The 25,391-nt window shown below is 71.4% G+C and carries 25 protein-coding genes and 1 pseudogene; 14 read left to right on the top strand and 12 right to left on the bottom strand.

The window, feature by feature from the left end; all coding sequences use genetic code 11:
* Positions 1–329: 329 nt before the first annotated feature.
* Positions 330–875 carry a hypothetical protein gene (locus ABT025_RS17945; protein WP_350995013.1) on the bottom strand — a complete coding sequence of 182 codons (546 nt, stop codon included), beginning with the start codon at positions 873–875 and terminating at the stop codon, positions 330–332.
* 566 nt (positions 876–1,441) lie between these two features.
* Between ABT025_RS17945 and ABT025_RS17940 the strand changes: the two genes are divergently transcribed.
* Positions 1,442–2,248, top strand: coding sequence for a hypothetical protein (locus ABT025_RS17940; protein ID WP_350995011.1), 807 nt, complete (start codon positions 1,442–1,444; stop codon positions 2,246–2,248).
* Positions 2,249–2,523: 275 nt separating this feature from the next.
* Here ABT025_RS17940 and ABT025_RS17935 read toward each other — a convergent pair whose 3' ends face one another.
* Entirely contained in the window at positions 2,524–3,054 is a 531-nt protein-coding gene (locus tag ABT025_RS17935) for a MarR family winged helix-turn-helix transcriptional regulator (RefSeq protein ID WP_350995009.1), read from the bottom strand.
* A gap of 59 nt (positions 3,055–3,113) precedes the next feature.
* Here ABT025_RS17935 and ABT025_RS17930 point away from each other — a divergent pair, with 59 nt between their 5' ends.
* The 3 genes and pseudogenes from ABT025_RS17930 to ABT025_RS17920 form a co-directional block, all read left to right on the top strand.
* Positions 3,114–4,058, top strand: coding sequence for an amidohydrolase family protein (locus ABT025_RS17930; protein ID WP_350995007.1), 945 nt, complete (start codon positions 3,114–3,116; stop codon positions 4,056–4,058).
* A gap of 318 nt (positions 4,059–4,376) precedes the next feature.
* A complete protein-coding gene (locus tag ABT025_RS17925) occupies positions 4,377–4,766 on the top strand; it encodes a cupin domain-containing protein (RefSeq protein WP_350995005.1) in 390 nt (129 codons plus the stop codon).
* Positions 4,767–4,772: 6 nt separating this feature from the next.
* Positions 4,773–5,066, top strand: a pseudogene (locus ABT025_RS17920) (MarR family transcriptional regulator); the annotation flags it as partial.
* 112 nt (positions 5,067–5,178) lie between these two features.
* Here the strand turns inward: ABT025_RS17920 and ABT025_RS17915 are convergent.
* A complete protein-coding gene (locus ABT025_RS17915) occupies positions 5,179–5,763 on the bottom strand; it encodes a helix-turn-helix domain-containing protein (protein ID WP_350995003.1) in 585 nt (194 codons plus the stop codon).
* A gap of 117 nt (positions 5,764–5,880) precedes the next feature.
* On the opposite strand from ABT025_RS17915, the gene ABT025_RS17910 reads away from it, so the two are divergent.
* From ABT025_RS17910 to ABT025_RS17900, 3 genes are read left to right on the top strand one after another with little or no spacing between them, the layout of a single operon-like run.
* Entirely contained in the window at positions 5,881–6,717 is an 837-nt protein-coding gene (locus tag ABT025_RS17910) for an EamA family transporter (RefSeq protein WP_350995023.1), read from the top strand.
* Between the two features lie 39 nt (positions 6,718–6,756).
* Positions 6,757–7,116 carry a hypothetical protein gene (locus ABT025_RS39520; protein ID WP_502971973.1) on the top strand — a complete coding sequence of 120 codons (360 nt, stop codon included), beginning with the start codon at positions 6,757–6,759 and terminating at the stop codon, positions 7,114–7,116.
* Complete coding sequence (locus ABT025_RS17900; RefSeq protein ID WP_350995001.1) at positions 7,113–7,403, top strand: hypothetical protein; 291 nt, start codon at positions 7,113–7,115, stop codon at positions 7,401–7,403. The genes ABT025_RS39520 and ABT025_RS17900 overlap by 4 nt, the downstream gene beginning before the upstream one ends.
* Positions 7,404–7,825: 422 nt before the next feature.
* Here ABT025_RS17900 and ABT025_RS17895 read toward each other — a convergent pair whose 3' ends face one another.
* On the bottom strand, positions 7,826–9,226 hold the full coding sequence (locus ABT025_RS17895) for an MFS transporter (RefSeq protein ID WP_350994999.1): 1,401 nt from the start codon (positions 9,224–9,226) through the stop codon (positions 7,826–7,828).
* A 444-nt stretch (positions 9,227–9,670) separates the two neighbouring features.
* Between ABT025_RS17895 and ABT025_RS17890 the strand changes: the two genes are divergently transcribed.
* The 5 genes from ABT025_RS17890 to ABT025_RS17870 all read left to right on the top strand — a co-directional run bounded on the left by ABT025_RS17890 (position 9,671) and on the right by ABT025_RS17870 (position 13,893).
* A complete protein-coding gene (locus ABT025_RS17890; protein ID WP_350994997.1) occupies positions 9,671–10,114 on the top strand; it encodes a DUF7144 family membrane protein in 444 nt (147 codons plus the stop codon).
* Positions 10,111–11,430 carry a DUF1254 domain-containing protein gene (locus tag ABT025_RS17885; RefSeq protein ID WP_350994995.1) on the top strand — a complete coding sequence of 440 codons (1,320 nt, stop codon included), beginning with the start codon at positions 10,111–10,113 and terminating at the stop codon, positions 11,428–11,430. Before ABT025_RS17890 ends, ABT025_RS17885 begins: the two co-directional genes overlap by 4 nt.
* Positions 11,431–11,448: 18 nt before the next feature.
* A complete protein-coding gene (locus tag ABT025_RS17880; RefSeq protein WP_350994993.1) occupies positions 11,449–12,828 on the top strand; it encodes a DUF1254 domain-containing protein in 1,380 nt (459 codons plus the stop codon).
* Positions 12,821–13,501: a GAP family protein gene (locus ABT025_RS17875; RefSeq protein WP_350994991.1), complete on the top strand. Its 681-nt coding sequence runs from the start codon at positions 12,821–12,823 to the stop codon at positions 13,499–13,501. Before ABT025_RS17880 ends, ABT025_RS17875 begins: the two co-directional genes overlap by 8 nt.
* Before the next feature lie 167 nt (positions 13,502–13,668).
* Positions 13,669–13,893 (top strand): DUF2277 domain-containing protein, encoded by a 225-nt coding sequence (locus ABT025_RS17870; protein ID WP_350994989.1) that lies wholly within the window; start codon positions 13,669–13,671, stop codon positions 13,891–13,893.
* Here the strand turns inward: ABT025_RS17870 and ABT025_RS17865 are convergent.
* The 4 genes from ABT025_RS17865 to ABT025_RS17850 all read right to left on the bottom strand — a co-directional run bounded on the left by ABT025_RS17865 (position 13,880) and on the right by ABT025_RS17850 (position 17,941).
* Positions 13,880–14,548, bottom strand: coding sequence for a DedA family protein (locus ABT025_RS17865; RefSeq protein ID WP_350994987.1), 669 nt, complete (start codon positions 14,546–14,548; stop codon positions 13,880–13,882). The genes ABT025_RS17870 and ABT025_RS17865 overlap by 14 nt on opposite strands.
* A gap of 310 nt (positions 14,549–14,858) precedes the next feature.
* The gene (locus ABT025_RS17860) at positions 14,859–15,317 is read right to left on the bottom strand and encodes a DoxX family protein (protein WP_350994985.1); all 459 of its coding nucleotides are present in this window, start codon (positions 15,315–15,317) and stop codon (positions 14,859–14,861) included.
* A gap of 83 nt (positions 15,318–15,400) precedes the next feature.
* Positions 15,401–17,149, bottom strand: a complete 1,749-nt coding sequence (locus ABT025_RS17855; RefSeq protein WP_350994983.1) for an alkaline phosphatase D family protein — start codon at positions 17,147–17,149, stop codon at positions 15,401–15,403.
* 147 nt (positions 17,150–17,296) lie between these two features.
* Positions 17,297–17,941, bottom strand: a complete 645-nt coding sequence (locus ABT025_RS17850; RefSeq protein ID WP_350994981.1) for an HNH endonuclease family protein — start codon at positions 17,939–17,941, stop codon at positions 17,297–17,299.
* Between the two features lie 301 nt (positions 17,942–18,242).
* Between ABT025_RS17850 and ABT025_RS17845 the strand changes: the two genes are divergently transcribed.
* Positions 18,243–19,004, top strand: coding sequence for an ABC transporter permease (locus ABT025_RS17845; RefSeq protein WP_350994979.1), 762 nt, complete (start codon positions 18,243–18,245; stop codon positions 19,002–19,004).
* A gap of 82 nt (positions 19,005–19,086) precedes the next feature.
* Here the strand turns inward: ABT025_RS17845 and ABT025_RS17840 are convergent, their stop codons facing one another.
* Both ABT025_RS17840 and ABT025_RS17835 read right to left on the bottom strand, forming a co-directional pair.
* Positions 19,087–19,749 (bottom strand): HAD-IA family hydrolase, encoded by a 663-nt coding sequence (locus ABT025_RS17840; RefSeq protein ID WP_350994977.1) that lies wholly within the window; start codon positions 19,747–19,749, stop codon positions 19,087–19,089.
* A gap of 180 nt (positions 19,750–19,929) precedes the next feature.
* Positions 19,930–21,102 carry a peptidoglycan-binding domain-containing protein gene (locus tag ABT025_RS17835; RefSeq protein WP_350994975.1) on the bottom strand — a complete coding sequence of 391 codons (1,173 nt, stop codon included), beginning with the start codon at positions 21,100–21,102 and terminating at the stop codon, positions 19,930–19,932.
* Positions 21,103–21,237: 135 nt separating this feature from the next.
* Between ABT025_RS17835 and ABT025_RS17830 the strand changes: the two genes are divergently transcribed.
* Positions 21,238–23,304 carry an MDR family MFS transporter gene (locus tag ABT025_RS17830; RefSeq protein WP_350994973.1) on the top strand — a complete coding sequence of 689 codons (2,067 nt, stop codon included), beginning with the start codon at positions 21,238–21,240 and terminating at the stop codon, positions 23,302–23,304.
* 215 nt (positions 23,305–23,519) lie between these two features.
* Here ABT025_RS17830 and ABT025_RS17825 read toward each other — a convergent pair whose 3' ends face one another.
* Both ABT025_RS17825 and ABT025_RS17820 read right to left on the bottom strand, forming a co-directional pair.
* On the bottom strand, positions 23,520–23,996 hold the full coding sequence (locus ABT025_RS17825) for a GNAT family N-acetyltransferase (protein ID WP_350994971.1): 477 nt from the start codon (positions 23,994–23,996) through the stop codon (positions 23,520–23,522).
* Positions 23,997–24,140: 144 nt separating this feature from the next.
* Positions 24,141–25,235 (bottom strand): DUF2330 domain-containing protein, encoded by a 1,095-nt coding sequence (locus tag ABT025_RS17820; RefSeq protein ID WP_350995021.1) that lies wholly within the window; start codon positions 25,233–25,235, stop codon positions 24,141–24,143.
* Between the last annotated feature and the right edge of the window lie 156 nt (positions 25,236–25,391).

Below are 25,391 nucleotides of genomic sequence, written 5' to 3'. Positions count from 1 at the left end.
ATCCACGGCGAAGTCCCCATGCCCGAACAACGCTGAATCTCTGACGCGGACACGGTCAACAGGACCGATCCACCTCATTGTGTTAGCCGTTGTTACAGGCCGATTCCCCGAACGACCACGATGGGATCTCACCCCATTGAGGGACTGGATTCAGTGCCTGGGCACGTTGAGTCCGGCTCATGGGAGGGGTGGACGTGTCTCACCACGTGCGCCTGAGGCGCGTCTCCTCGGAACTGAAAGGAGACGCGTGCGCCAGATGGCCGCCTCCACGGCTTTGGCCACCTTCCCCGTCCGGCCGGAGTCGGGCAGGATCTTGTGCAAGCCGCCAGTCAGCCGCAGCGGCTTTCCCGTGGCTCCACGGAACCCACCTGGTCCATGCGCCGGATCTCCCGTTCCGCCGCCTCCAGGAGCCCGAGGTCGAGGGCCATCGCAGCACGCCCTGCGACATAGAAGATGTCCTGGCGGGTCCGACAGTCCAGCCCCGGCCGGCGGCACAAGGCCAGGAACCGCACTTCGAGGCTGAGTTCGATGCGGCCCATCTCGTCCCGGACGTGGACCGGGAGCGCGGCGCGCCAGAGATCCTTGGCGTAGTCACGCGTCTGTCGGTCGGCCTCGTCAGGCCGGGCTTCCACGGGGCGACAGGGGTGATCGGCCCACTCCGTGTCGGCCCACCGGACGAGTTCGTCCAGGTGGTCCGAGGCGACATCCAGATCCGGGGGCGAGGCGGAGAGGGCCTCGTCCGCGTCGGCAACCAGCTGGGTGAGACGGTGTCGCGCGTCGTCGTCCCTCGCCACGCACATCGCGACGAAGCCCGACAACACGTCGAGCCTGCTCGACACTTCCGCGCGCTGCCAGATCTCGTACAGTCCCGCCATCCACCGTTCCTTCTCCGCCGACCGCTTTTCCGCGCCCCGAACCCTACGATGCGCCCCCGTCGGCGGGTCCAATGATTTTCCCGGGCTCAGCAGACGGATCTCATGCCGGTTCGTGCGGCGTGCGATCCCCTCTCGCGGCTCAGCTCATGTGTCCGTGCGCGCGAGCCTCTTGAGCAATGCGGAACAGTCCGTGGAGCTACGAATCAGGTGATGCCCACGAGAGGTTGGTGCGCGGACGGCTCTGGCAGGTCGTCTGCCGGCCATCGGCGAAGCCCGACCGCCGGTTGGGTCCCGGACGATTCTCCGGGCCGCCCCCGTGCAGGCCGGGGATGCAACCATTCTTTTCAGAGCTGGAACCCCCGGAAGCCGACCGCGCACTTGAGACCCTGGGGGCCGACACCGACAACGGCCCTGGCTCGATGGGTCGTTGAGCGGTGAGTGTCCAACTGCGTGACTGCGGCGGCCAACGGCGACGGCCAGATGCTCACAGAGCGCCAGAGCGCCAGAGCGCCAGAGCGGCAAACGGCTGGCGCAGCGCAGGCTTGCCCACGCTATAGCCTCGGTCTGTGACCAGCCGCGGCAGCCGAACGACGGAGAGCAACCCTCATCCTGAGCTCCCTCACTTTCAAGAGCTCTTGGACGGGACGGACTGGGCGTCGCTCGCCACTCCGTACGGGACCGGCGAGTCCCTGCCGGCCGCGCTTACGCGTCTCCTCGACCTCGATCCGGCCGTGAGGGCGGCCGCCGCCGAGGACGCTCTCGGTGAAGTGACCCACCAGAACACCATCTACGAAGCCACCGTGCCCGTAGCCCTTTACGTGGCGGCCATCCTGAACCACCCGGCTGTTGCAGCAGGTGAACACGCCCACGAGGCCGAGCTCCAGCCGCGCCACCCCACCCGCGAGACGCTGCTGGACTGGCTCGGCTGCACCGCCTACGACGCCGACGACGAGCGTGTCGCCATGGGCGAGAACCACTTCGGGGAAGGCTTCCTCGACGCATGCCCCGACATGCGGGCTTTCCGGGACCTGCGCCCGGTGATCTACTCCGCCGTTCAACGGTTCCTCACCAATGACAACGCGAAGGTACGCGACGCGGCCCTCATTGCCGCCGTCCCCCTCGCCGAGCACCATGCCCTCACCCGGCACCGGAACGAGCTGGCTGACCACGCCCACCGCCTGCTCAGCACCAGCACAGACCGATACAAACGTGACCGCGCGCTGGACGCGCTGAACGCCTGGGGCCACGACACCAGCACCCTGAAAAATGCGAACGACATCGCCGCCCGTGAACTTCGCACCCGCATGGACGATCACGATCTGTGGTGGGCGAGCAACGGGACAGGCGAATACGCCGAAGACCTGCTGTTCTGACGCAGAGGCCCAGTTCTCTACGCGTTGGCCGTCACTCGACGTACGCGCATCACGCAATGGGAGCCAGAACCTCTCTTCTCGGGCTGAGGGTCGCGAGGCAGTGCTCGGGCTCGCGTTCATGGTGGGGGCAGTCGGCGAGCAAGGAGACCGTCCTCTCGACGGCCCGCGGGCCGTCGGCCTCGGCAGCAGGACCACTCACACCTGCGCTGACTGGCCCGACCGGCCCCGGTCGCCATCCGCCGACTCGGCACGGGGCGGCTGGACGCCAGGCCGCGTCAGTGCGGCGCGGACTCCCCCTTGGCCGGCCGGGGGATGGTGTCGCCGATGACGGCGGCGAGGCGCTGGAGCTGTGCGGCGAGTTCGCGGCGTTCGGTGGGGGTGAAGTGGGACAGGGCCTCGGACTGGCGGGCGCGTAGTTCCGTGCGCATGGCTGCGAGCCGGTGGGCGCCGTCCTCGGTGAGGCGGATGAGGACCTGGCGCTCGTCGTGCGGGGAGCGTTGCCGGGTGACCACGCCCGCCGTTTCGAGCTGCTTGAGCATGCGGGTGGCGGTGGGGACGCTGACCTCGGCGGTCGTGGCGAGCCTGCCGACCGGCAGGCCCTGGCTCCGGGCGTCCGCGGTGAGGGGTTCCAGCAGGGTGAGCTGGGCCATGGAGAGCCCGGCCCCGGAGTGGCCCATGGTGGCTGCCCTTGAGCGGCGCATGGCGTAGAACAGCCGGTCGGCGGCCTGCGCCAGCTCCCGCACGCCCGCCTCGTCTCCGGCCGGGTCCTGGTGGTTGTCCTCTTCGTGCTTGCTCACCTCTCGCATGACTGTTAGCTTACTAAATGAAGTTTGTTAGCAAGCTAAGTTTTAGGAGGCTTCGAGTCATGGACTTCCCCGCACGCATCGACGTCCACCAGCACATCGTCCCGCCGGTCTGGGCCGACACCCTGGCCGCACGCGGCCTGAACTCCGGCGGCTGGGCCATCCCTGCCTGGAGCCCTCGGAGCGCGATCGCGATGATGGACCAGCAGGGCATCGCCACCGGCGTCATGTCCGTCACCTCGCCCGGCATCCACCTCGGCGACGACGCGGCCGCCCGCGACCTGGCCCGCGCCGTCAACGAGTACGGCGCCGAGGTCGTCAAGGACAACCCCGACCGCTTCGGCCACTTCGCCGGCATCCCGCTGCCCGACGTGGACGCGGCCGTCGCCGAGGCCGTGTACGCGCTCGACGTCCTGGGGGCCGACGGTGTGGTCCTGATGTCCAACGCCCACGGCAAGTACCTCGGCGACCCGGACTTCGAGCCCCTGTGGGCCGAGCTGGACCGCCGCGCCGCGAACGTCTTCGTGCACCCCGCGCAGCCGCCGATGCCGCTGCTGCCCGGCACGCCCGCCCCGCTCGCGGACTATGTCTTCGACACCACCCGCACCGCCCTGAACATGGTGCTGAACGGTGTCATGGACCGATACCGCGATGTGCGGGTGATCCTCTCCCACGGCGGCGGCTTCCTGCCGTATGCCGCCTACCGCTTCTCCGGCCTGACCTCCACCGTCGTGGACCGGGACCGCAAGGCGGACGACATCCTGCACGACCTGAAGCGGTTCTACTTCGACACCGCCCTGTCCGCGAGCCCCTCCGCCCTGCCGGCCCTGCTCGCCTTCGCCGAGCCCGGTCACGTCCTCTACGGCAGCGACCGGCCCTTCGCCCCGCAGGAGGCCGGCACCTACTACAACCACTTCCTGGAGACCTATCCCGACTTCACCACGGGCCAGGCCGAAGCCATCGACCGCGGCAACGCCGAGGCGCTCTTCCCCCGCCTCGCCCGCTGACCGTCCCGTCCCCGCGCACGCTCCACATCAGCGCGGTGCCGCGATGCCCCGCACCCGCGATGCGGGGCATCGGCGCGTCGCACCGGGCCGCCACGTCACCACGTGCTTGCGCGACGGATAGCGGCGGTTCGAAGCGTCACGGGTTCCCGCGCGAACGCGCCGCAACGGCCCGTGAAGCGGCTGGATGCCTTGAAGTCGCGGCGTGCCGGTTCGGTCGGCACTCGGGGCCGGTGGGCGGAGTTCTCGATCTGACTCGTGTGATTTCGGAGAGGCCTCGTTCCCCTGCGGCATTCAGGCGAACTGCTAACCTCCGGCCTCGTGGAGAACAGTGTGTATGTGGGCAATGCGGGCAAGGATGCGGCGCTGGACCGGGGATGGCTCCTCGGGCACTTCAAGGACGCGAGCGACCCGCGCCACAGCGAGGACGTAGAGATCAAGTGGGGAGTTCACCCTCGCGGCGACGAGCGCTCGCAGTGGGTGAAGGGCGAGGAACGCACCGCTCTCCTGGTTCTGATCAGCGGACGTTTCCGTGTCGAACTCCCCGGCCGCAGCGTCCTCCTGGAAGAGCAGGGGGACTACGTCGTGTGGGGGCGCGGGGTCGACCACTCATGGTTCGCGGAGGAGGAATCGGTGGTGCTGGCCGTCCGTTGGCCGTCCGTGCCCGGCTACGCGGTGGAAGAGAAGCGCCGCGAACGGGAGCAGGGCTGAGCTGCCGACGGCCGGGGCATGACGGTCCCCGAACTCGAACAGGCCATGAGTTCCTGCATCAGGCCCGAGGACGACCTGAAGGCGGAAGCGGACGTCCTGCTGGAGCGCGGTTGGCTAACAATCGACGGCGCGGGGCGGCTGTGGATCACCGAGCCGGGTGAGAAGGCCCGTGCCGGCCTCAAGCGGCACACCCCGGCCATCCGGGCCCGCATCCACCAGGGCATCGACGACGCCGACTACGTCACCGCGGTGAGAGTCCTCCAGCAGCTGATCCGGAACACCGGCGGCACCCTGACCTGAGTCCGCGCCCCGCGGCCGTCCGTCCTCCCGTGGACGTACCCCCCCGTGACCGTCCGCCCCACCCCGCCGACCGTCCGGGCCCGCCGGGGTCATGCGGCGGCGGACGTCGGCGTCAGGCGGCCGATGCCGGGCCGGGCGGCAGGTGGACCGTCATGACCAGGTGGCAGGCCCGGGGGCCGACGCCGCGGTAGGTGTGAGGGGCGTCGCCGTCGAAGGTGGCCGTCTGGCCTGCCTCCACGCGGTGTTCGGTGCCGTCGACGATCAGCGTCATCCGGCCGGAGGTGACGCTTACCGTTTCCACGACCCCGGCCTGGTGCGGGTGGCTGGGGTACTCCTCGTCCGGCTCCAGCCGCCAGCGCCAGACCTCGACCGGGGCCGCGCCCGAGGTCGTCAGCATGAGCCGGGCCTCGCTGCCTTGCGCCCCGGTCCACAGGGGGGTCACGGCGTCGGCCGATACGACCCGGACGCGGCCTTCCGCCGGTCCTTCCATCAGCGCGGACACCGAGATGCCGAGCGTGTCGGCGAGCCGGACCAGGGTGGCGAAGTTGGGGTTGCCCTGGGCCTTCTCCAGCCCCACCAGGGCGCCCTTGCTGACCTGTGCACGCCGGCCGAGCTCGTCCAGGGACAGCCCTGCGCGGGTGCGGGCCGCTCTGACGTTGCGCGCGAGCGTCCGCAGCGCCTTGTCCGTCTCGGCCATCCGATCACCATCCTTGCGAAGAACCATTGGAATGCACCGTGCGGTCGTTTGGTTGACACGGGACGGTCGGTTCGTTGTACCTTTGGGTCGTTCTATTGAATAGTAAGGGATGTGCCCGTGATTGCTCTGCTGCTGGCCCTGGGCAGCTCACTCGCCTACGGATGCGCCGATTTCCTCGGGGGTCTCGGGGCCCGCAGGGCTCATGTGCTGCGCACCGTGATGATCGCGGCCCCGGCATCCCTCGTGGTCGAGCTGCTGCTGTGGCCTTTCCTCGGCGCCTCGTTCGGTGCGGCGGCCCTGGGCTGGGGTGCGGCGTCCGGTGTCGCGTCGGCCGCCGCGTTCGCCCTGCTCTACAAGACGCTGGCGATCGGCCCGATGAACGTACTGTCGCCCGTGACCGCGCTGATGTCCGCCATGCTGCCCGTGGGCGTCGGCCTGTTGCAGGGGGAGCGCCTGGGCGTCGCCGGACTCGTGGGTCTGCCGCTCGCACTGGCCGCGGTCGTGCTGGTCAGTGCCGGGCACGGCTCGGGGGCGGTGCGGCCCTCGCGTACGGCGCTGCGGCTGGCACTCGGTGCGGGCGCCGCCATCGCCCTCCAGCTGGTCTTCCTGCACCAGGCGCCGTCCGACAGCGGGGTCGCGCCGCTGATCATCGGCAGGGCGGTGTCCTCGGCCGTCACTCTGGGTGCCGCCGGGCTGATGTTTCGCAGGCTGGGGTCCGAGCGGCCCTCCTGCGCGATGTCCGTCAGCGCCGGCGTGCTGGACTCGGTGGCGAACCTGCTGTTCCTGCTCGCCGCCCGCAGCGGAGACCTTGCCGTCGTCGCCGTGATCACCGCCCTCTACCCCGCCGGCACCGTCCTGCTCGCCCGCAGTGTGCTGGCCGAGCGCATCCACCGCGGCCAGATCGTCGGGCTCGGCACCGCCGTGGCCGCCGTCAGCCTCCTCGCCCTCACCTGACCCTCCCGCCCGCAGCACCTGTCACGTACGAGGATCAGCATGTTCATCCAGCCCTGGGACGCCGCCCCGGACGAAACCGAATGGCGGAACCGGATCGCCGGCGGTCACGACTTCGGACAGCTCAGAGTCAACGGCCCGCCCGGCCGCCCGCCCGCCGTCGTCCCCACCGCGGCACGTGTGTCGCCGACGCCTTCCCGGCACTCTCGTCGCCCTGTCACCGCCACCGGCCTGCGCGGCCGCGAGGACTGGCCCCGCACGGCCGCCGCACTGGCGGAGCTGGAGCAGCAACTCGCCGACGGCTCCTGGCAGCCCGCCGACGACCGGCCCCCGCATCGACGCCCCGTGGAACCCGGTCCCGGTCCCGTGTGGCCGGCGCGGTGGGCCATCATCGCCGGATGACAGGCGTGAAGCTGCCGGACGGGTGGACCTTGGAGGAGATCCGTCGCGTCTCCGGCGACCGGGAGGCCACGGCCCTCGATACCGACCGTTCGGTGACGTGGGTGGTGGGGCGGGCGCGCTACGACGAGAACGAACGGCTCGATCCTGAAATCGTCCTGGGGTTCCAGGGGTTGAGTCTTGTGAAGCCGGTCGACGACGACTGGTACATGGGCAGCCTGTACGAGGACGGCAGTGTCGACTGCTGGAGCGCGCACTCCGATCTCTACGAGGCGCTTCGGGGGCTGTAGTCACGGCGCTGTTCGCTCCGGGGAGCCGCTTGCGGATGGGTCATGCGAACGCCGTCCCCTGTGGGTTCCAGTCATCGCCGATGAACCTCGACGGAGCGGCCCGTATCGGCGGTTCGACTCCACTCCTGGCCTCCGCCTTCGTGCAGGACGGCGATGGCCGCACCCACGTGGATGCGGCGGCGGCCGTCGACGTGTTCCACGGCGATGCCCCCCACGGAACGAGCTGTCCGGGCGCCGCCGTTGCTGCGGCCGCAGAAGCCCGGGTGCGGCCGGGGCGTGCCGGTACGGCAGGCGCGGCGGAGCACACCGTCCACCTGCGTCGTCCGCAGCCGGGACCGCGCGATCGGCCCCGGTGTCCGGAGAGAAACGAGCAGGCGCTGTTCCAGCACCTTGACCGTGGGACACAGGCCGTTCCCCCTTCGTCAGCGAACCCGGGAAAGCCGCTGCCGCACTGCGCGGCCTGCTTTCGCCCAAGGCCGGGCGCCGTCCCGAGACCAACGGCGGGTGACCGAGGGCGCCGGAGCGGTACGGGCGGTACTCACCGGTGCCGTCCGCTGTTCGCAGGGAAGACGCCTGCCCAGGCGTGCCAGCGGGGAGAACGCCATGAACAGCGGGGACAGGGAGAGGGCGACGGCGGTCACCAGCAGGCTCGTACGCAGTCCCCAGTGGCCCGCCAGGAAGCCGCCCAGCAGCGAACCGACCGGGGTCGGGCCCATGCCCGCGAAGTTGATCGTCGCCACGACCCGGCCCTGCATATGTACGGGCGTGATGGCCTGCCGCACCGCCATCAACGTGACGTTGACCAGCTGACCGAAGGTGCCGAAGGCGAAGTTGACGCCGATGAGTACGGGGAGCGTGACGGCCGCCGTACCGTGCAGCGCGGGCACGCAGAGCATCACGCCGTCCGCGATCACTGCCGATGGCACCAGCACCTTGCCGTACCCGAACCTCCCCGGCAGCCTCGCCGCCAGCATCGATCCCACGACCGCGCCCGGGCCCGTCGCGGCGAGCGCCAGGCCGATGGCCGTGCCCGACAGGTGCAGTTCGCGCGGGAGGTAGAGCAGATAGACGGTCATCAGGGCGGCGAACCAGAACTGGAAGAGAGCCGAGGCCACACCCACCGCCCGCAGTGAGGCGTTGCCGGCCACGAAACGCAGGCCTTCGTGGATCTGCCGCCGGACGCCGGTCCGTCCTTCGCCGGACACCGGTACCGGTTCGTGCCTGCGGATCCGCCGGATCGACACGGACGACAGCGCGAAGAAGAACGCGCCGGTGACGACAGCGACCGGGCCCGAGAACACCGACACCAGCGTGCCACCGAGTGCCGGGCCGCCGATCTGTGCCGCGGATCTGCTGCCCTCCAGCGCACTGTTGCCCCGTATCAGCTGGTCACGGTCCACGAGCCGGACGAGCGACGCCTGGTACGCCACGTCGAAGAACACGCTCAGTACGCCGACGAGCAGTGCGACCACGAACAGCACGGGCAGTCCGAGGAGGCCCAGGAGACCTGCGGCGGGGATCACCGCCAGCGCGAGTGCCCGGCCGTAGTCGGCCAGCACCATCACCGTACGGGCGCACCGACGGTCCACCCACGCGCCCGCGAGGAGCGAGAGCAGCAGGATCGGTGCCTGCTCCACCGCACGCAGGAAGCCGAGTTGACCGGAACCCGCGTGGAGCGACACCACGGCGATGAGCGGCAGGACCACCTGCGTCGCCTGCGCCCCGAACTGCGACGCGGTCTGGCCCACCCACAGCCTGCGGAAGTCGGCGTCCCGCCACGGACCAGGCGGAGCCCCGGCCCGGTCCTTGCCGGCGGCCCTCATCGCGTCGCCCGGACGCGAAGGTCCCGGGGCCGGGATTCAGAAGGATTCGGTGGCGGGAGGCGGCGGGCGGGTGCGAAGAGGGTTCGGGTGGACGGCATGGGTTGCACGGGGGCCCCTTGAGCTGCGAAGGACAACGCTCGCCGGCCGGGGCACGGGAAAGTGCACCGGCGGTTCGGGCGAGAAAGGCTCGCTGTGCCGCAGACGGGAGGCAGCACGCGATGACGGGTCGGTCACGACCTACGACGTCAGCGCGCGCTCGGGCGACCGGGCATCTCCACTCCTGCCTGAAGGATCGGTTTGTGGTCGAAGGCTAGCCGTGCGGGCCCGTGCGGGGGAGGGAATTTCCGCCCACCCCTGTCACCCGTATGGCCGCGTCCGAGTAGCCGCGCCCCAAGGTGCCGAGCAGGGTCGGTCTGACGTAGCCCCACCGGCCTAGGAGTACTCATGGCACAGACCGCGCCCACGCCGGGCAACTCTTCCTCGTCCCCCTCCCACCCCGGGGGCATCAACCCCTGGGCGGCCGGCGGGATCATGTTCGCCGGTGTCCTGCTGATGGTCGACGGGGTGCTGGGCGCGATCAAGGGCATCGCCGGTATCGCGTCCGACGACGTCTACGCACGGATCAACAACTACGTCTTCGAGTTCAACGTGACGACCTGGGGCTGGGTCCACCTCATCCTCGGCATCATCATCGCCGTCGTCGGCTGGGGCATCCTCAAGGGCTCCGTCTGGGCTCGCGGCGCAGGCGTGGGGCTCGCGGCGCTCAACATGATCGCCAACTTCATGTGGCTGCCCTACCAGCCGATCTGGGCCGTCGTCTCCCTCGCGATCGACACCTTCGTGATCTGGGCCCTGTGCACGGACCGCTCGAAGTCCGTCATCGGATGAGCGCCGGCAACGGCGCCGGCCCGGCGCGTTCAACAGCGGCGGACGCCTGGATATGGGGATATCCGCTGCTCCAGAACTACCGCACCATGTATCCGCAGGCCATCGACCCGGACGATCCCCGCTCGGTCGGTGGCTTCGGGCGGTTCCGGCACTACTCAAAGCCGTTCACCCCGGCCAACACCGATGTGGTGACGCCCAACAACGACACCCCGTACTCCTGGGCGTGGCTCGATCTGCGCGACGAGCCGTGGGTGGTCTCCGTACCGGCCGTCGACCGGTACTACGTCCTGCCGTTCCACGACCTCGACACCTCGTACGTGGGATACATCGGGACCCGTGCGACCGGGAAGGAAGCCGGGGACCACCTCGTCGCGGGGCCCGGGTGGCGGGGACAGGTGCCCGACGGGATCAGCGGAGTGCTGCGTGCGGACACCTTCCTCGTCGGGATTCTCGGGCGCACGTATCTGGCGGGACCCGAGGACGTGGCGGCGCTGCGGGCCGTCCAGGAGCAGTACCGGCTGCGACCGCTGTCGGAGTTCCTCGACACGGCAGCCCCGCACCCCGTCGGCGAGCCCGTCTGGCCCGTGTGGCGCGAGGAGGACCTGGACAGCGCCGAGTTCTTCACGCTGCTCGACTTCCTGCTCCAGTTCTTCCCCGTACTCGACAGCGAACGGGAGCTGCGCGAGCGGCTCGCCGCGCTCGGCGTCGACGGCAGTGGCGAATTCGAACCCGCAGCGCTGAAGCCGGAGATCCAGGAGGCCGTCCGGCTGGGGATCGCCGACGCACGCGAGCGGCTGGAGGCGGCGAAGAGCGGGGCCGCCGATTCCACCGGCTGGTTCGGCACGCGGGCCGAACACGGTGACGACTACCTCACCCGCGCGGTCGGCGTCGACAAGGGGCTCTACGGGCTGCCCGCCGCCGAGGCCTGGTACGCCGGCTGGCTGGAGGACGACCGGGACAACCGCCCGCCGGACGCCTCCGCCCGCGACTACACCGTGCACTTCCCGGCCGGGCAGCTGCCGCCCGCCCGCTTCTTCTGGTCCGCCACCATGTACCGGCTGCCCGAGCGGCTGCTCGTCGACAACCCGGCCGACCGCTACTCGATCGGCGACCGCACCCCGGGCCTGGTGTACGACGAGGACGGCGGACTGACCCTCCACATACGGAAGGACCGGCCCGAGGATCCGAAGCGGGCCGCCAACTGGCTTCCCGCGCCCGACGGGCCGTTCACCGTCGCCGTCCGCGTGTACGGGCCCGAACCGGCCCTCCTGGACGGTGGCTGGACCATGCCGGCGCTCGCCGTGCACGACCGCTGACCGAAGGGGAGGTCTTCCATGTCCGAGGAGCAAACGTCCGAACTCGTCGAGCTGGCTGCCGAGGCGTACGTCTACGGGTATCCGCTGGTCTTCGACCTGTCGATGGTCGAGACCTGTCTGCACAAGGGGTTCGGCGCGCTGGCGGCAGCACCCTTCAACCAGTTCTCGCACTCCGACCGGCTCGCCGACGCCGGCGCGCACTTCGTTTCCGTCAACAACGACACCGTGTACTCGATCGCCCAGCTCGACCTGTCCGGCGGACCGGTGCGACTGCACGTCCCGGACACCGGCGGTGCGTACTACGTCCTGCAGTTCGTCGACGCCTGGACCAACAACTTCGCCTACGTCGGCCGCCGGGCCACGGGGACGGAGGCGGGCGACTGGCTCGTCGTGCCGCCCGGCTGGGCGGGCACCGCGCCCGACGACGTGCGCGGCGTGATCGACGCGCCCACGAGTGTCGTCACCGTCGTCGGGCGCAACGCCTGCGACGGCCCGGACGACCTGGCGCGGGTCCGCGCGCTACAGGAGCAGCTCACCCTCACCCACCTCGAACCCGGCGAGCACCGCACCGGTCTGCCCGCACCCGACGCCGGTGTGCCGGCGGAGCTCCGCTTCTTCGAGCAGCTCAGGGTATGGATGGCCGACTTCCCGCCGTCCGCCGCGGACCGGGCCCATCAGGACCGGTTCCAGCCGCTGGGGCTCCTGGAGGAGGGGCCCTCGCCGTACGTCCCGGCCGGTTCCGCTCTCGTACGCGCCCTGACCGAGGGGCTGGCGCTGGGCAAGGAACGGGTGGAGGCGGCCAGCCGGCCGGGAACCGGGGCCGCAGGCGGGGACGGTGGTGGCGGGGGATGGTCGATGAACCCCCACCTCTTCGACTACAACCTCGACCATTTCGGGGTGGGGACCGTCGACTCGCCGGAGTGGAAGATCGCGGACCGGGAGGCCTCCTACCTGGCCAGGGCCGTGGCGGCCCGCGTCGGGCTGTGGGGGAACCACGGCTACGAGGCCGTGTACGCGCAGACCTTCCACGACGCCGACGGTGCGCCGCTCAGCGGTGCGCACCGCTACGAGCTCCGCTTCGAGGAGCCGCCGCCGGTCGACGCGTTCTGGTCCGTGACCATGTACGACACCCCCGACTACTTCCTCGTCGCCAACCCGGCGGGGCGGTACTCGATCGGGGACCGCACGCCCGGGATCGTGCGCGCCGACGACGGGTCGCTGACCCTCCACATCAGCAGGGAGCGCCCCGCCGGCCCGGCCGCCGCGGCGAACTGGCTGCCGGCGCCCGAGGGGGAGTTCCGGCCCATGCTCAGGCTGTACATGCCGCAGCGGGCGGTGCTCGACGGGACGTACGAGATCCCCGCCGTCCGGCGGGTCGAGGAGGCAGGCCGTGGGTGATGCGATCGGCCAGATGCTGGCATCCGCCGTCGGCATCGCGATCAGCCCGCTGCCGCTGATCGCCGTCATCCTCATGCTCGCCACCCCGCGCGGCCGGTCCAACGGCATCGCGTTCGCGCTCGGCTGGACGGTGTCGCTCGCCGCCCTGGTCACGGTGGTCGTGCTCGCGGGCTCGGGGGCCGACGCCTCCGACGGCGGCGAGGGACCCGCCACCTGGACGCTGTGGCTGAAACTGGGGCTGGGCGCACTGTTCGTGCTGATGGCGGCCAAACAGTGGAAGGGACGGCCGAGGGAGGGGCAGGACGCCGAGCAGCCCAAGTGGATGCAGGCGATCGACGGGTTCACCCCCGGCAAGTCGGCCGGGCTGGCGGCCGCGCTGGCCGTCGCCAACCCGAAGAACCTGGTGCTGGCGGTCGGTGGTGCGGTGTCCATCGCCTCCAGCACGGCGGACGGGGGCGGAAAGGCCGTCGCCGGCGTGCTGATGGTGCTCGTCGCGTCGCTCTGCACCACGCTGCCGCTGGCCGTCTACCTCTTCGGCGGGGAGCGGTCCGCGAAGGTGCTGGGGGAGTGGAAGGCGTGGATGGGGCGGCACAACGCCGCGATCATGACGACGGTGCTGGTCGTCCTCGGTGCCAAGTACATCGGCGACGCGATCAGCGGGCTGGCCGGCTGACGGGCCGGGTCCGGGGGGTGCACCGGCGGTGGCAGGCGGGGCACACCCGCAGCGGAAGTGCCGTTCGGCGGTGGGCCGGGGTGGACCCGGGGGTGCGCCGTGGCCGGTGGGCCGGGGCCGCACCGGCAGCCCGGGACGTTGTCAGTGCTGCGGTCCACACTGGAGGCATGTGCCGCAGCATCAAGACCCTTCGTCCGCCGGCCCTCCCCGAAGAGGCGACCGAGGAGGACATCCGCGCCGCCGCCCTGCAGTTCGTCCGCAAGGTGTCCGGCTTCCGTGCCCCGGCCGCGCACAACCGGGAGGTCTTCGACCAGGCCGTCGACGAGATCGCCGGAGCGACGGCCAGACTGCTGGAAGGTCTGGAAGTGCGGGGTGGTGTCAGGACGCCGTAGAGACCGGGGCGGATGCTGCGGCGGCCGCCGCAGCGGGGCGCTTCATCAGGAGCGCGGCGAACGCTCCCGCGACGAACAGGGCCAGGACCGAGAGGGCCGTGCCCAGCCAGCTCGCGCCGAGCCAGTGTGCGCCGAAGTAGCCGAGGCCCACGCTGTAGCCCGCCCAGGCCACGCCTGCCACGGCCGACCACGGCAGGAATTCCTTCACGTCGCGGTGCGAGGCGCCCGCGCCCAGCGAGACGACGGAGCGGCCGGCCGGGGCGAAGCGGGCGATGACGACGAGGACCCCGCCGCCGCGGCTCAGCGCCGCGCCGAGACGTTCCTGCGCCGAGGTGAGACGGCGCGAGCGGGCGATGGCGCGGTCCAGGCGCTCGCCGCCGCGCCAGGCCAGCCTGTACGCGACGAGGTCGCCGAGGACCGATGCGGTGGCCGCGCAGAGGATCAGGGCCAGGACCGAGGGGACCTCGGTCACGTGCCGGGCCGCGCCCGCGGCGTCGGCGGCGACGCTGGTGGTGCCCGCGGCGGCGGCCGTGGCGGCCGTGATCACGAGGACTCCGCTCGGCAGCACGGGGAGGAAGACGTCCAGCAGCACGGAGAGGGCGACCACGGCGTAGATCCATGGGCTGCTGGTCAGCGCACCCACACTCTCGAGCACCTTCTACTCCCCGATTCGTAACCACGCCGCGACGTCGCAGGGGAGCGGCAGGAGCGGCAGGGACAGCTGTACAGCGTACGCCTGCCGTTCACCTGGAGATCCCTATATATGCGTGATGTTGGGCATCTCACGTGAGTCACAGCAGTACCGCGGGCATCGCATCGCGCTGCCCGCACCCGTACGCGTGTCCTCCTGTGCCCGTACCTCGTGCACGTACCTCGTACGCGCCGGGGAGCGGCTCCCGGCGCGCACGAGGTCTCGCAACGGGTCCGGTCGGCGCGAACCCGTGCGGTGGGGGATGCGGATCGCGTCAGACGGCTACCGGGGAGCTCGGCTCGGTCGCGCGGTCCTGGTCGCTCTTCGCGGTGGTGCGGGACGTGAACAGCCGGTCCAGGGCCAGGGCGCCGGGGCCGGTGAAGACGAGCAGCAGGAAGGCCCAGCAGTAGACGGCAGAGGGCTCGCCGCCGTTCTCCAGCGGGAAGAGCGCCTCGGGCTGGTGGACCTTGAAGTACGCGTACGCCATGGAGCCGGACGCGACGAGGGCGGCGACACGGGTGCCGAGGCCCAGCACCACGAGGCCGCCGCCGACGAGCTGGATGACCGCCGCGTACCAGCCGGGCCAGGTGCCGGCGGGTATGGAGCCACCGCCCATGGCGCCGCCGAGGATGCCGAAGAGCGAGGCGGCGCCGTGGCAGGCGAAGAGCAGGCCTACGACGATGCGGAAGAGCGCCAGGGCATAGGGCTGGGCTTGATTCAGACGTGTGTACATGGGGGGAGAGCTCCTTCGGTCTGGTGGGGACGTGAACCGACTGAGCGCCTTAGATTAGGTAGACCTCACCAATACTTGCAAGTTCAACGTTTTGTCGACTGGCTGAAAGCCGACGGTGCGTCATCGGTCAGTGAGCGGTCGAAGGCCAGCTCCAGTACGGTCCCCGTCTTCCGTGACTTGGCCTGAACCAATGACAACGCGGCTTTCCGGCCACTCAAGGTCAGTGTCATCAGCTGATTGCCGAACCACGGTCCGTCCGTCCTGTGCCACCGCACCGACGGCGTTCCGGTGCGCCCGTGGCGTGCCAGCAGCCGGCCGAGCAGCCGTCCGGCCCGGCTCCAGGCGAAACGGAAGCCGCCCCTGAGGGGTGCGGGAATGGAGTTGTGCACGGGAGAGCAGGTCAGCTGCAGAACTCGGGCCGCCGGTGCGCCGCCGGGGGCCGGAGCGGACGGGGCGGGCTCCGCGATGTACGCATGGTGCACATCGCCCGACAGCACGCATATCGTCGCCGGGGCCTCCGGCCCCTCGGCCACCTCCCGGATCAGCTCCGTCAGCCGTCCGAACGACTCGGGGAACGCCGCCCAATGCTCCAGGTCGGAGCGCCGCCGCAGGAACTCGCCGACGCGCGCCCAGCGCCCGTCCGGCCCGCCCCGCTCGCCCCGGCACAGTGCGGCGCTCCACTGCTCGGCGTCATGGACCAGGGGTGGCAGCAGCCACGGCAGCGAGGTGCCGATCAGGAGGTGATCGCAGGAGCCGGGCGCGGACAGGGCCTCCTGTCGCAGCCACTGGGCCTCCCGCGGGTGGAGCATCGCCCGGTGCTGTTCGTCGAGCACCCGGGCTGCGCGGCTGTCGACCATGAGCAGCCGTACTCGGCCGAAAATGCGCCGGTAGCTCCAGCGGGTCCGGGTGGGGTCGGCGGCGGCCTCGGCGGCGAAACGGCGCAACGCTTCCGTGGCGTCCGCGGTGGCGTGCACCGCAGTGTGCAGCGGTTCCGCGGCGATCTCGGCGGGGGAGAGATTGCCCAGATGCTGGTAGACCCAGTACGACATCAGCCCGCTGACGATCCGCTCGTGCCACCAGGGCGTGGCCCGGACGGAGGCCAGCCAGGCGGCGCTGGTGTTCCAGTCGTCGATGACGTCGTGATCGTCGAAGATCATGCAGCTGGGGACCGTCGAGAGCAGCCACCGCACCTCGGGGTCGCGCCACGACTCGTCGTACAGGCAGGTGTATTCGTCGTAGTCCGCCACCTCCGCCCCCGGCGGCTCGTTCAGATCGCGCCGGGCCGCCAGCCGGCGGCGGGTCGCCCCGGAGGTCTCGTCCGCGTACACCTGGTCGCCCAGGAGCAGCAGGACGTCGGGGCGCACGGCTGCCGGGTCGGACGCGAGGCGTGCGGCGAGGGTGTCCAGGGCGTCCGGGCCGACGGGGTCGGTCCGGCCCGGCAGGTGGCCGTCGGCGGGTGGCGCCGCCCAGCGGCAGGAGCCGAACGCGACCCGGACCGTGGCGGGTTCAGCCCTCTCGCCGTCGGCCGCCGCCGCGGGTATGGAAGGGGTGGTGATCGTGCTCGGCGGGAACCGGTACTGCTCGGGCGGCCACACCGCGCGGTCGTCCAGCAGTACCTCGTAGGGGGTGGTGGAGCCGGGCGTCAGTCCGGTCACGACCACCAGGGCGTAGTGGTGCCCGGCGACCGCGAAGGTGCGGGACGAGCCCGACGCCCCGTCCGCGCAACGGACTTCGGCCGTGCACGGCCGGTCCGCCTCGATCCAGACGGTCGCGGTGGAGGCGGTCTCCCAGTCGACGTACCGCAGCAGTGGTCCCAGGCGCAGCCCGGCCATGTGGTGCTCCTCGCGTCGTTCCGTACGGGACGGTTCCGTACGACGGATGCGTACGGCGGGTTCGTACCGTACGGAACGACGGGGGAGCGCGGGGTGGTTCCGGGAGGGCGCGGGGCGGTCAGCCGGAACTTGGCCCTCGCCGGGCGGTCAGCAGCCGTTGAGTACGGACTGCAGGGCGCTCTTCTCGGCCGAGTCGACACTCAGGTCGTAGTAGTGCTTCACGTGCACCCAGGCGCGTACGTAAGTGCACTGGTACGCGGTGCGTGAGGGGAGCCAGGTCGCGGGGTCCTGGTCGCTCTTGGACTGGTTGACGTTGTCGGTGACGGCGATGAGCTGGGGGCGCGTCAGGTCGTTGGCGTACGCCTGCCGTTGGGCGGTGGTCCAGCCGGAGGCGCCCGAACGCCAGGCCTCGGCGAGCGGGACCATGTGGTCGATGTCCAGATCGGATGCGGCGGTCCAGGTGGCACCGTCGTACGGCGAGTACCAACTGCCGCTGACGGCGGCACAGCTGGAGTCCTGCGAGACGTTGGTGCCGTCCCTCTTGAGGACGACCTCGCGGGTGTTGCAGGCACCCGACTGGGTGATCCAGTGCGGGAACTTGTCCCTGCTGTATCCGGTGGACGAGCCTTCCGCCTTCACGGTCAGCTCGCTCAGATACGTGCGGGCGGTGGACGCGGAGACCGGGGTGGGCATGGCCGCCTGCGCGCTGGGGGCGGTGAGCAGTCCGGTGGTTGCGGCGAGGGCGGCGGTTGCGGCGAGGACGGCTATGCGACGCGCGTAGACACCTGACATGCGAACTCCCTTGATGTGGGGGGATATTGGGCGGCCCGTTCGGAGCGGCCCGGCCATCGTGGCGGCGCCAGGTTTCTGTGGGGTGGGCGCCAGGTAACAGAGTGGCGACATGCGCACGTCACATCAAGGGGTCTGACAAAGCGGTTCGGGGTGCGGGGGCGTACCGGCGTGCGTGCGCGGGCGTACGGAACCGAGGGGGCCGGGCCCGTGGGCCGGGCCCGGGCGGGGCGGACTCCGGCCCGGCGCGGGGGGCCGCGGTTCGCGGCGCGGGCCCGGGCGGAGGTGGTCTTAGGGTGGCCGCGTGCTGCTTCCGGTCAACCTCACGCTCGGCGTCGTCCTGGCGCTGCTGCTCGTGGCGGCCGCCGCCGTCGCCCGGTTCGCGTCCCTCGGCCGGACGCGCGAGATCGTCGTGGCCGGGCTGCGGGCCGCGGTCCAGCTCGCCGTGGTCTCCTCGCTGATCGGCTGGGTGGTCCACGCGGCGGCGCCGATGTTCGCGTTCATCGCGCTGATGTACGCCGTGGCCGTGTGGACCGCGGGGCGCCGGATCACGCGAAACCGCACGTGGTGCTGGGTGGCCGTGCCCATCGGGGCGGGGGTCGTGCCGGTGGTCGTCGTGCTGCTGCTCACCGGCCTTGTTCCGGTCCGGGGCATCGCGCTGATCCCGGTGACGGGCATTCTCATCGGGGGTGCGCTGACCGCGACGGTGCTCGGCGGCCGACGGGCGCTCGACGAACTGGCCACGCGGCGGGGCGAGGTGGAGGCGGCGATGGCCCTCGGGTTCCTGGACCGTGACGCACGGCTGGAGATCGCCCGGCCCGCGGCGTCGGACGCGCTGCTGCCGGGGCTCGACCAGACGCGCACGGTGGGCCTCGTCACGCTGCCAGGGGCCTTCGTGGGCATGCTGCTGGGCGGCGCCTCACCGGTACAGGCGGGCGCCGTACAGCTGTTCGTGCTGGTGGCCCTGATGGCCGTTCAGGCGGTGGCCGTCGCGACCGTGCTGGAACTGGTGGCCCGGGGGCGGCTGCACCGCGATCCCGCGAAGGAGCGGGCCGCGGCGCGCTGATGCCGAGCGGGTGGGCGGCCGTGGCGGGCCGGGCTCCGTGCGGGCGGGCGATGCGTGCGAAGGGTTCCGCCGGGGGTGCCGGCTATCGCGCGCTGACGTGCAGTACGACCGAGCCGTCCGCCGCCGCGTCCACCCGGATCTGCGTCAGGTCGTCGACGTGGGCGTCGGGGGAGAGCGCCGCCGCGCGCGGGCCCACGCCCACGACGCGCATGCCCGCCGCACGGCCGGCCGCGATGCCCGCCTCGGAGTCCTCGAAGACGATGCAGTCCGCCGGTGCGAAGCCGAGTCCGGCCGCGCCCTTGAGGAAGCCCTCGGGGTCCGGCTTGCTGGCGCCGACGCTCTCGGCGGTGACGCGGAGCTCCGGCATCCGCAGCCCGGCCGCGGTCATCCGGGCCCGGGCCAGTGCCAGGTCGGCCGAGGTCACCAGGGCGTGCGGGAGCGGGGCTATCGCGTCCATGAAGGCGGGGGCGCCGCCGATCGGGACGACGCCGTCGGTGTCGGCGGTCTCCTCGGCGAGCATCAGCCGGTTGTCCGCGTAGTTCTCCTCCATCGGGCGGTCCGGGAGGAGCACCGCCATCGTGGCGTACCCCTGCCGGCCGTGGACCACCTTGAGGGCTGCCACCGGGTCCAGGCCCTGCCGCAGTGCCCAGCGCCGCCAGCAGCGCTCCACCACGGCGTCGGAGTTCACCAGCGTGCCGTCCATGTCGAGGAGGAGTGCGTGGGCGGTGAGGACGGTGGCCGGCATGGGCGGGCTCCAGAGCGGGGGGGAAGCGAACGCCGCGGGGGGACATGCGGCGCGGGGGGAGAAACAAGTGGCCCCCGCTCGCCGGTCAGGGTGTGCGCGCGGAGGCCACTTTGTTTCTCCACGATACAAAAACGGGACCGGGAAAGCGAATCCCGGCCCCGGGGCGGCCTTCCGCGCCGGTCAGTGGTGCCCCCGCCCCGTCGTGGCCGCCTCCAGCACGCTCCGGGTGTTCGGCCCGTAGACCCCCTCGGGGTCGCCCTGGACGTTTCTCCATATCTGGTACTCGCGGACGGCCTGCTCGACCCGCTCCGAGTAGTCGTCGTCGATGGGACCCTGCGCGAGCACCCACGCCTCCTGGAGCCGGCGCTGCAGTTCGTCCACCTCCGGGCCGTCGTCGCCGCGCCGCAGCGTCGTGCCGCCCTGCGACTGGGCGGGCGGCGCCACAGCCGCCGGGTTACTGGTCCCCGCCGTGGCCACCGGGGACGAGGCGGCGGCGGGCTGTGACGGGGATGCCGACGCGGAACGGGACGACGACGCGGACGCGGACGACGCCGCGGAGGCGGAGGCCGATGCCGACGCGGACGGTGAACCGGACGCCCGCCGTGAGGCGGACGCCGACGCGGACACCGACGCGGAGGCCGACGGCTCGACGCTCTCCTCGGGGAGGCTGGCCACCGTGGAGGGCAGCGCCTGATCCAGGTCGGCCTCCTGGTTCCGGTCCCCGTCGAACAGCCCGCCCACGAAGGCCGCGGTGCCGACCACCGTCACGACGGCCGCCCCCGCGACCAGTGCCGCGAAGGGCCGACGGCGGCGTGGCTGCACGGGGTCCGGGCCGGTCGTGAGGATTGCGGTGCCGGCGAAGTCCGCCGCGCCGCCCGGGTCCGCCGCTTCCGGCGGCGCATCCGGCGCCGCCGGATCCAGGAACAGCGGCATCGTCGTGGCGGCGTCCCCCGGCTGCCCGCCCGGCGTGTGCCTCCGGGAGGGCCGGGCGGGGTCGGCGTCGTCGGAGGCGGCCGTCACCGCGTCCTCGCCGCCCAGGGTCACGTACGGCCGGATGCGCAGCGGATCGAAGTCCTCCGCCGCCGCCATCTCCGCAGACCGCTCGGCGTGGTGCCGCTCCGTGATGCGCTGCTGCTCGGCGGCCCGCTCCCGGTCGTCCAGATGCCCGGCGGCCTGCTGCGCGGAGGCGGCGTCATGACCCGCCTGCCCCTGCCCGGTCGCGCCGTACCGCCCGTGCTGACCGTTCCGCCGCGGTCCGGCTTCACCGTGGGCCGCGCGTGTTGCGCAGGCGCAGTGCGGGCCGGTGCCCGGTCTGTTGTCCGTACCGCACTCCGGGCATATATGTCCGGTCATTGTGGGTCCCCTCCCCTTGAACTGCCTGCGATTATGCAGCCCGCCGCCGGGAAGCCCAATCATGGCGTTCTTCGGCAGGCCATAACGGTGCGGAACGGACAGGATGGGGGTGTACCGGATCCGAGGAGATGTTCTATGGCCCAGCAGCTGAGCCCTCAGGCCCCGGCCCCCGGTGCCGACCGGTCCACGCGGTCGGTACTGGTGGCGATCGGCGCACTGCTTCTCGGCATGCTCCTCGCGGCACTCGACCAGACCATCGTCTCCACCGCCCTGCCGACCATCGTCAGCGATCTCGGCGGCATGGAACACCTGTCGTGGGTGGTCACGGCCTATCTGCTGGCGTCGACCGCCGCGACTCCGCTCTGGGGCAAGCTCGGCGACCAGTACGGGCGCAAAAGACTCTTCCAGACCGCCATCGTCATCTTCCTGATCGGCTCGGCGCTCTGCGGCATCGCCCAGAACATGCCGCAGCTGATCGGCTTCCGTGCCCTCCAGGGGCTGGGCGGCGGCGGCCTGATGGTGCTGTCGATGGCGATCGTGGGCGACATCGTCTCCCCGCGTGAACGCGGCAAGTACCAGGGACTGTTCGGAGCGGTGTTCGGTGCGACGAGCGTCCTCGGGCCCCTCCTCGGCGGTCTCTTCACCGAGCACCTCAGCTGGCGCTGGGTCTTCTACATCAACCTCCCCATCGGGGTCGTAGCCCTCGCCGTGATCGCCGCCGTGCTGCACATTCCGGTCCGCCGGACGAAGCACACCATCGACTACCTCGGCACCTTCCTCATCGCCTCGGTCGCCACGTGCCTGGTCCTCGTCGCCTCGCTGGGCGGCACCACATGGGCCTGGGGATCGGGGCAGATCATCGGCCTCGCCGTGCTCAGCGTGCTGCTGCTGATCGCCTTCGTGTACGTGGAGCGGCGAGCCGCCGAGCCCGTCCTGCCGCTGAAACTGTTCCGGATCAGGACCTTCAGCCTCGTCGCGGTGATCAGCTTCGTCGTCGGCTTCGCGATGTTCGGCGCGATGACCTATCTGCCGACGTTCCTCCAGGTGGTGCACGGCGTCACGCCGACGATGTCCGGCGTCCACATGCTCCCCATGGTGTTCGGTCTGCTCATCACCTCGACCCTGTCCGGCCAGATCGTCAGCCGTACGGGCCGCTGGAAGGTCTTCCCGGTCGTCGGCACCGGTCTCACCGCGATCGGTCTGCTGCTCCTGCACCGGCTCACGGAGACCAGCCCCACCTGGGAGATGAGCATCTACTTCTTCGTCTTCGGTGCGGGGCTCGGCCTGGTGATGCAGGTCCTGGTCCTGGTCGTGCAGAACGCCGTCTCCTACCAGGATCTCGGCGTCGCCACCTCGGGTGCGACCTTCTTCCGCTCGATCGGAGCCTCGTTCGGCGTCGCGATCTTCGGCACCATCTTCACCAACCGGCTCACCGACAAGCTCGGCTCCGCCCTCGCGGGCCGGCCGCTGCCGCCCGGAGTCAGCGCCAACGGGCTGGCCGCCGACCCGCGCGCCATCGGCCAGCTGCCGCCGTCGCTCCAGCAGCCCGTGCTCAACGCGTACTCGACGTCGATCACCGACGTGTTCCTGTACGCCGCCCCCGTGGTCCTGATCGCCTTCCTCTTCGCCTGGCTGCTCAAGGAGGACAAGCTGCGCGGCTCGGTGACCGCCCCCGACTCCACCGAGACGCTGGCGTCGAACCCGGTGGAGCGGTCCTCGTACGACGAGTGCGCACGCGCCCTCTCGGTCCTCGCCACCCGGGAGGGCCGCCGCGAGGTCTACGAGAAGATCACCGAGCGGGCCGGCTACGACCTGCTGCCGGCCGCCAGCTGGATGCTGCTGCGCATCAAGCGGCACGGCACCGTCGAACCCGCCCGGCTCGCCGACGTCGCCCCCGTACCGCTGCGGGTGATCAGCGACGCCGCCCGCCAGCTGGAGGAGCGCGGTCTGGCCCGCCGGGTGGGAGTGCAGATGGTGCTCACCGACCCGGGCGCCGAGGCCGTGGTGAAGCTCGCCCAGGCCCGTGAGGACTCCCTGGCCGAGCTGCTGGGCGACTGGTGGGGGCCGGACCGGCCGACCGACCTGGTCGCTCTGGTGTCGGAACTGACGGCGGAGACCACCGGGTCGAGCAAGGAGCGCCCGCACAGCCCGGGGCCCAAGCGGGACCACGCGGCCGGGCACCCGCACCAGCGGCCCACCTGAGGGCCGTCCCGTAATCCGTGGTGGATCAGCGCGCGGCGTCGGATGCGGTGCATCGCAAGGCGGAGGCGCGTCCGCACACGGGATGTATTCGGTCGTTCCGACAACGCGGCGAGGGTGCCGTAGCCGTCGTCGTGCGCCCGCCAGGGAATACGGGACAGCCCCCTCAGGGCCTTCCGGCCGGATCGTGCAGGTGCCTGCTCGCAGGCTGCACGTCCTCACAGCTCCTTGGCGAACCAGTGCTCCGCGTACTGGCGGTTGTGGAAGGCCGGCACCTCGCGGTAGCCGTGCTTGGCGTACAGTCCGCGCGCCTCGACGAGGTCGTTACGGGTGTCGAGCCGGATCTGCCGTACGCCCATGGCCCGCGCCAGGCTCTCGACGGTCGCGAGCAGCAGCCCGCCGCCGCCCGTGCCGCGCGCCCCGGGCCGTACGTAGACCCGGGTCAGCTCCGCGATGTCCGCGTCCAGCACGATCAGCCCGGCGCAGGCCACCGCACCGCCCCCGAAGCGGCCGACGACGAACTCACCGGTCGGCGGCACGAGGCGCTCGGCGCCGTCGTCGGTGAGCCCCTCGTCGATCTCCTCCACGGTCGCGGGCCGCCCCCAGTAACGGCTGGCCACCTCTTCGTAGTAGTCCCGGCGCAGCAGGGCGGCGTCCGGGGAGTCGAAGCGTTCGGGGTTCACGGTCCAGGTCATCGGGTCATTCTGGCGTGCGCCCGGCTGTATGGGGAAACGATTTGGCGCCGACGGTGCACCCCCTCGCGGACGCGGACGCCATGAGGAGCGCCGTCCCGCATCTCACCCTGCGTACGCATGTCCGGCCCGGCGGAGCGCCCTCTCTCACCTCAGTGGCGGCGGCACGGTGACCGGCGGCGGCGGTGTCACAGGGCGCCGCCCCCGTGCCCGCAGCACCAGTACCAGGGCCGCGACCACCATCACCGCTCCACCGAGCAGCGACAGCACCCAGGCCGGGACGCCGCCCACGGTAAGCAGCTTGTCCCGGTAGTACGTGGTCCGGTACGGGGTGTCCGCGGCGGCAGCCCGCAGTTCGTGGTCCCCGTCGATCAGCTCCGGCCGCGGGAACGACTGGTCGATCGCCGTGACGAACACCGGCTTCCCGCCCGTCAGCGCGTCGAGCGCCCCGTACGCGCCGTCCTCCTCGGCGGTGTCCACCCGCCCGGCGTACGTCACCTCCGGCGGCCGTCCGCCGATGGAGCCGCGCGGCTCCATGCGGTGTGCGGCGAGCACGTACAGACCCAGGGACTGCGGCGTCGCGGCGAGCCGGGACAGGCGCATCGGGTAGACCAGACGGTCGCTGGCGAAACGCAGCCGCAGCGGGTCGAGCTCGCCGCTCAGCGGGCCGCCGGACTCCTGGGGAGCGAGGCGCACGGCCACGTACTCCCACTTCTGCTCGACGTAGGGGCGCAGCGCCGTCGCGAGCCGGTCCGGCAGCTCGAAGCCGTTCTCCTTCAGCCAGCCCTCCAGCGCGGTGGGGTCGGTCGCGGCCAGCCGGGCCACGTCGAACGGCCCGAGCCGTTCCCGGCCCACCACCTCGACGGGGGCGGCGGCCGCAGGAGCGGCGGCGCCGTCCCCGGACCTGCTGTCCGAACCACCGAACGGCCAGTCCTTCGCACGTGGCCAGAAGTAGTGGCGTGTCGTGCTCACCGGGGCCGTGAGGGTCCGGAGCTCGGAGAAGAGCGAGGCGTCACCGAGCTCGACCGTGGCCCGGTGCGGCACGGGCATGATCCATGCCGCCTCGGGGGCGTTCCCGCGCACGGTGAGCCGCATCACGATCTGCTCGGTGCTGCCGTCCCAGCCGACCACGGACGTCTCCCGGTCGACCGACACCTGACTGTCACGGTGTACGACCATCGCCCCGCAGCCGCACGCGTACGCCGGTGCCACCAGTGACCCCAGCTGCAGCGAGAAGACCAGCACGACCAGGGACAGCGCGCGGTGCGCCCACCCGCGCGGCCGATACCGCACCTCTCGATTTCTCCCCGCACACCGCATGTTCCGTGTTCCTCCCCGTGGTCACCGATCAGGGGCTCAGACGTGCGCGCGGCTCCACCGGTTCCTGCCGTTGCGGCC

It is taken from the genome of Streptomyces sp. NPDC002809, from assembly GCF_040295435.1.
Taxonomy (GTDB): Bacteria; Actinomycetota; Actinomycetes; order Streptomycetales; family Streptomycetaceae; genus Streptomyces.
Note: the sequence above shows the minus strand (reverse complement) of the source record. Positions and strands in the feature narration are given on the sequence as shown.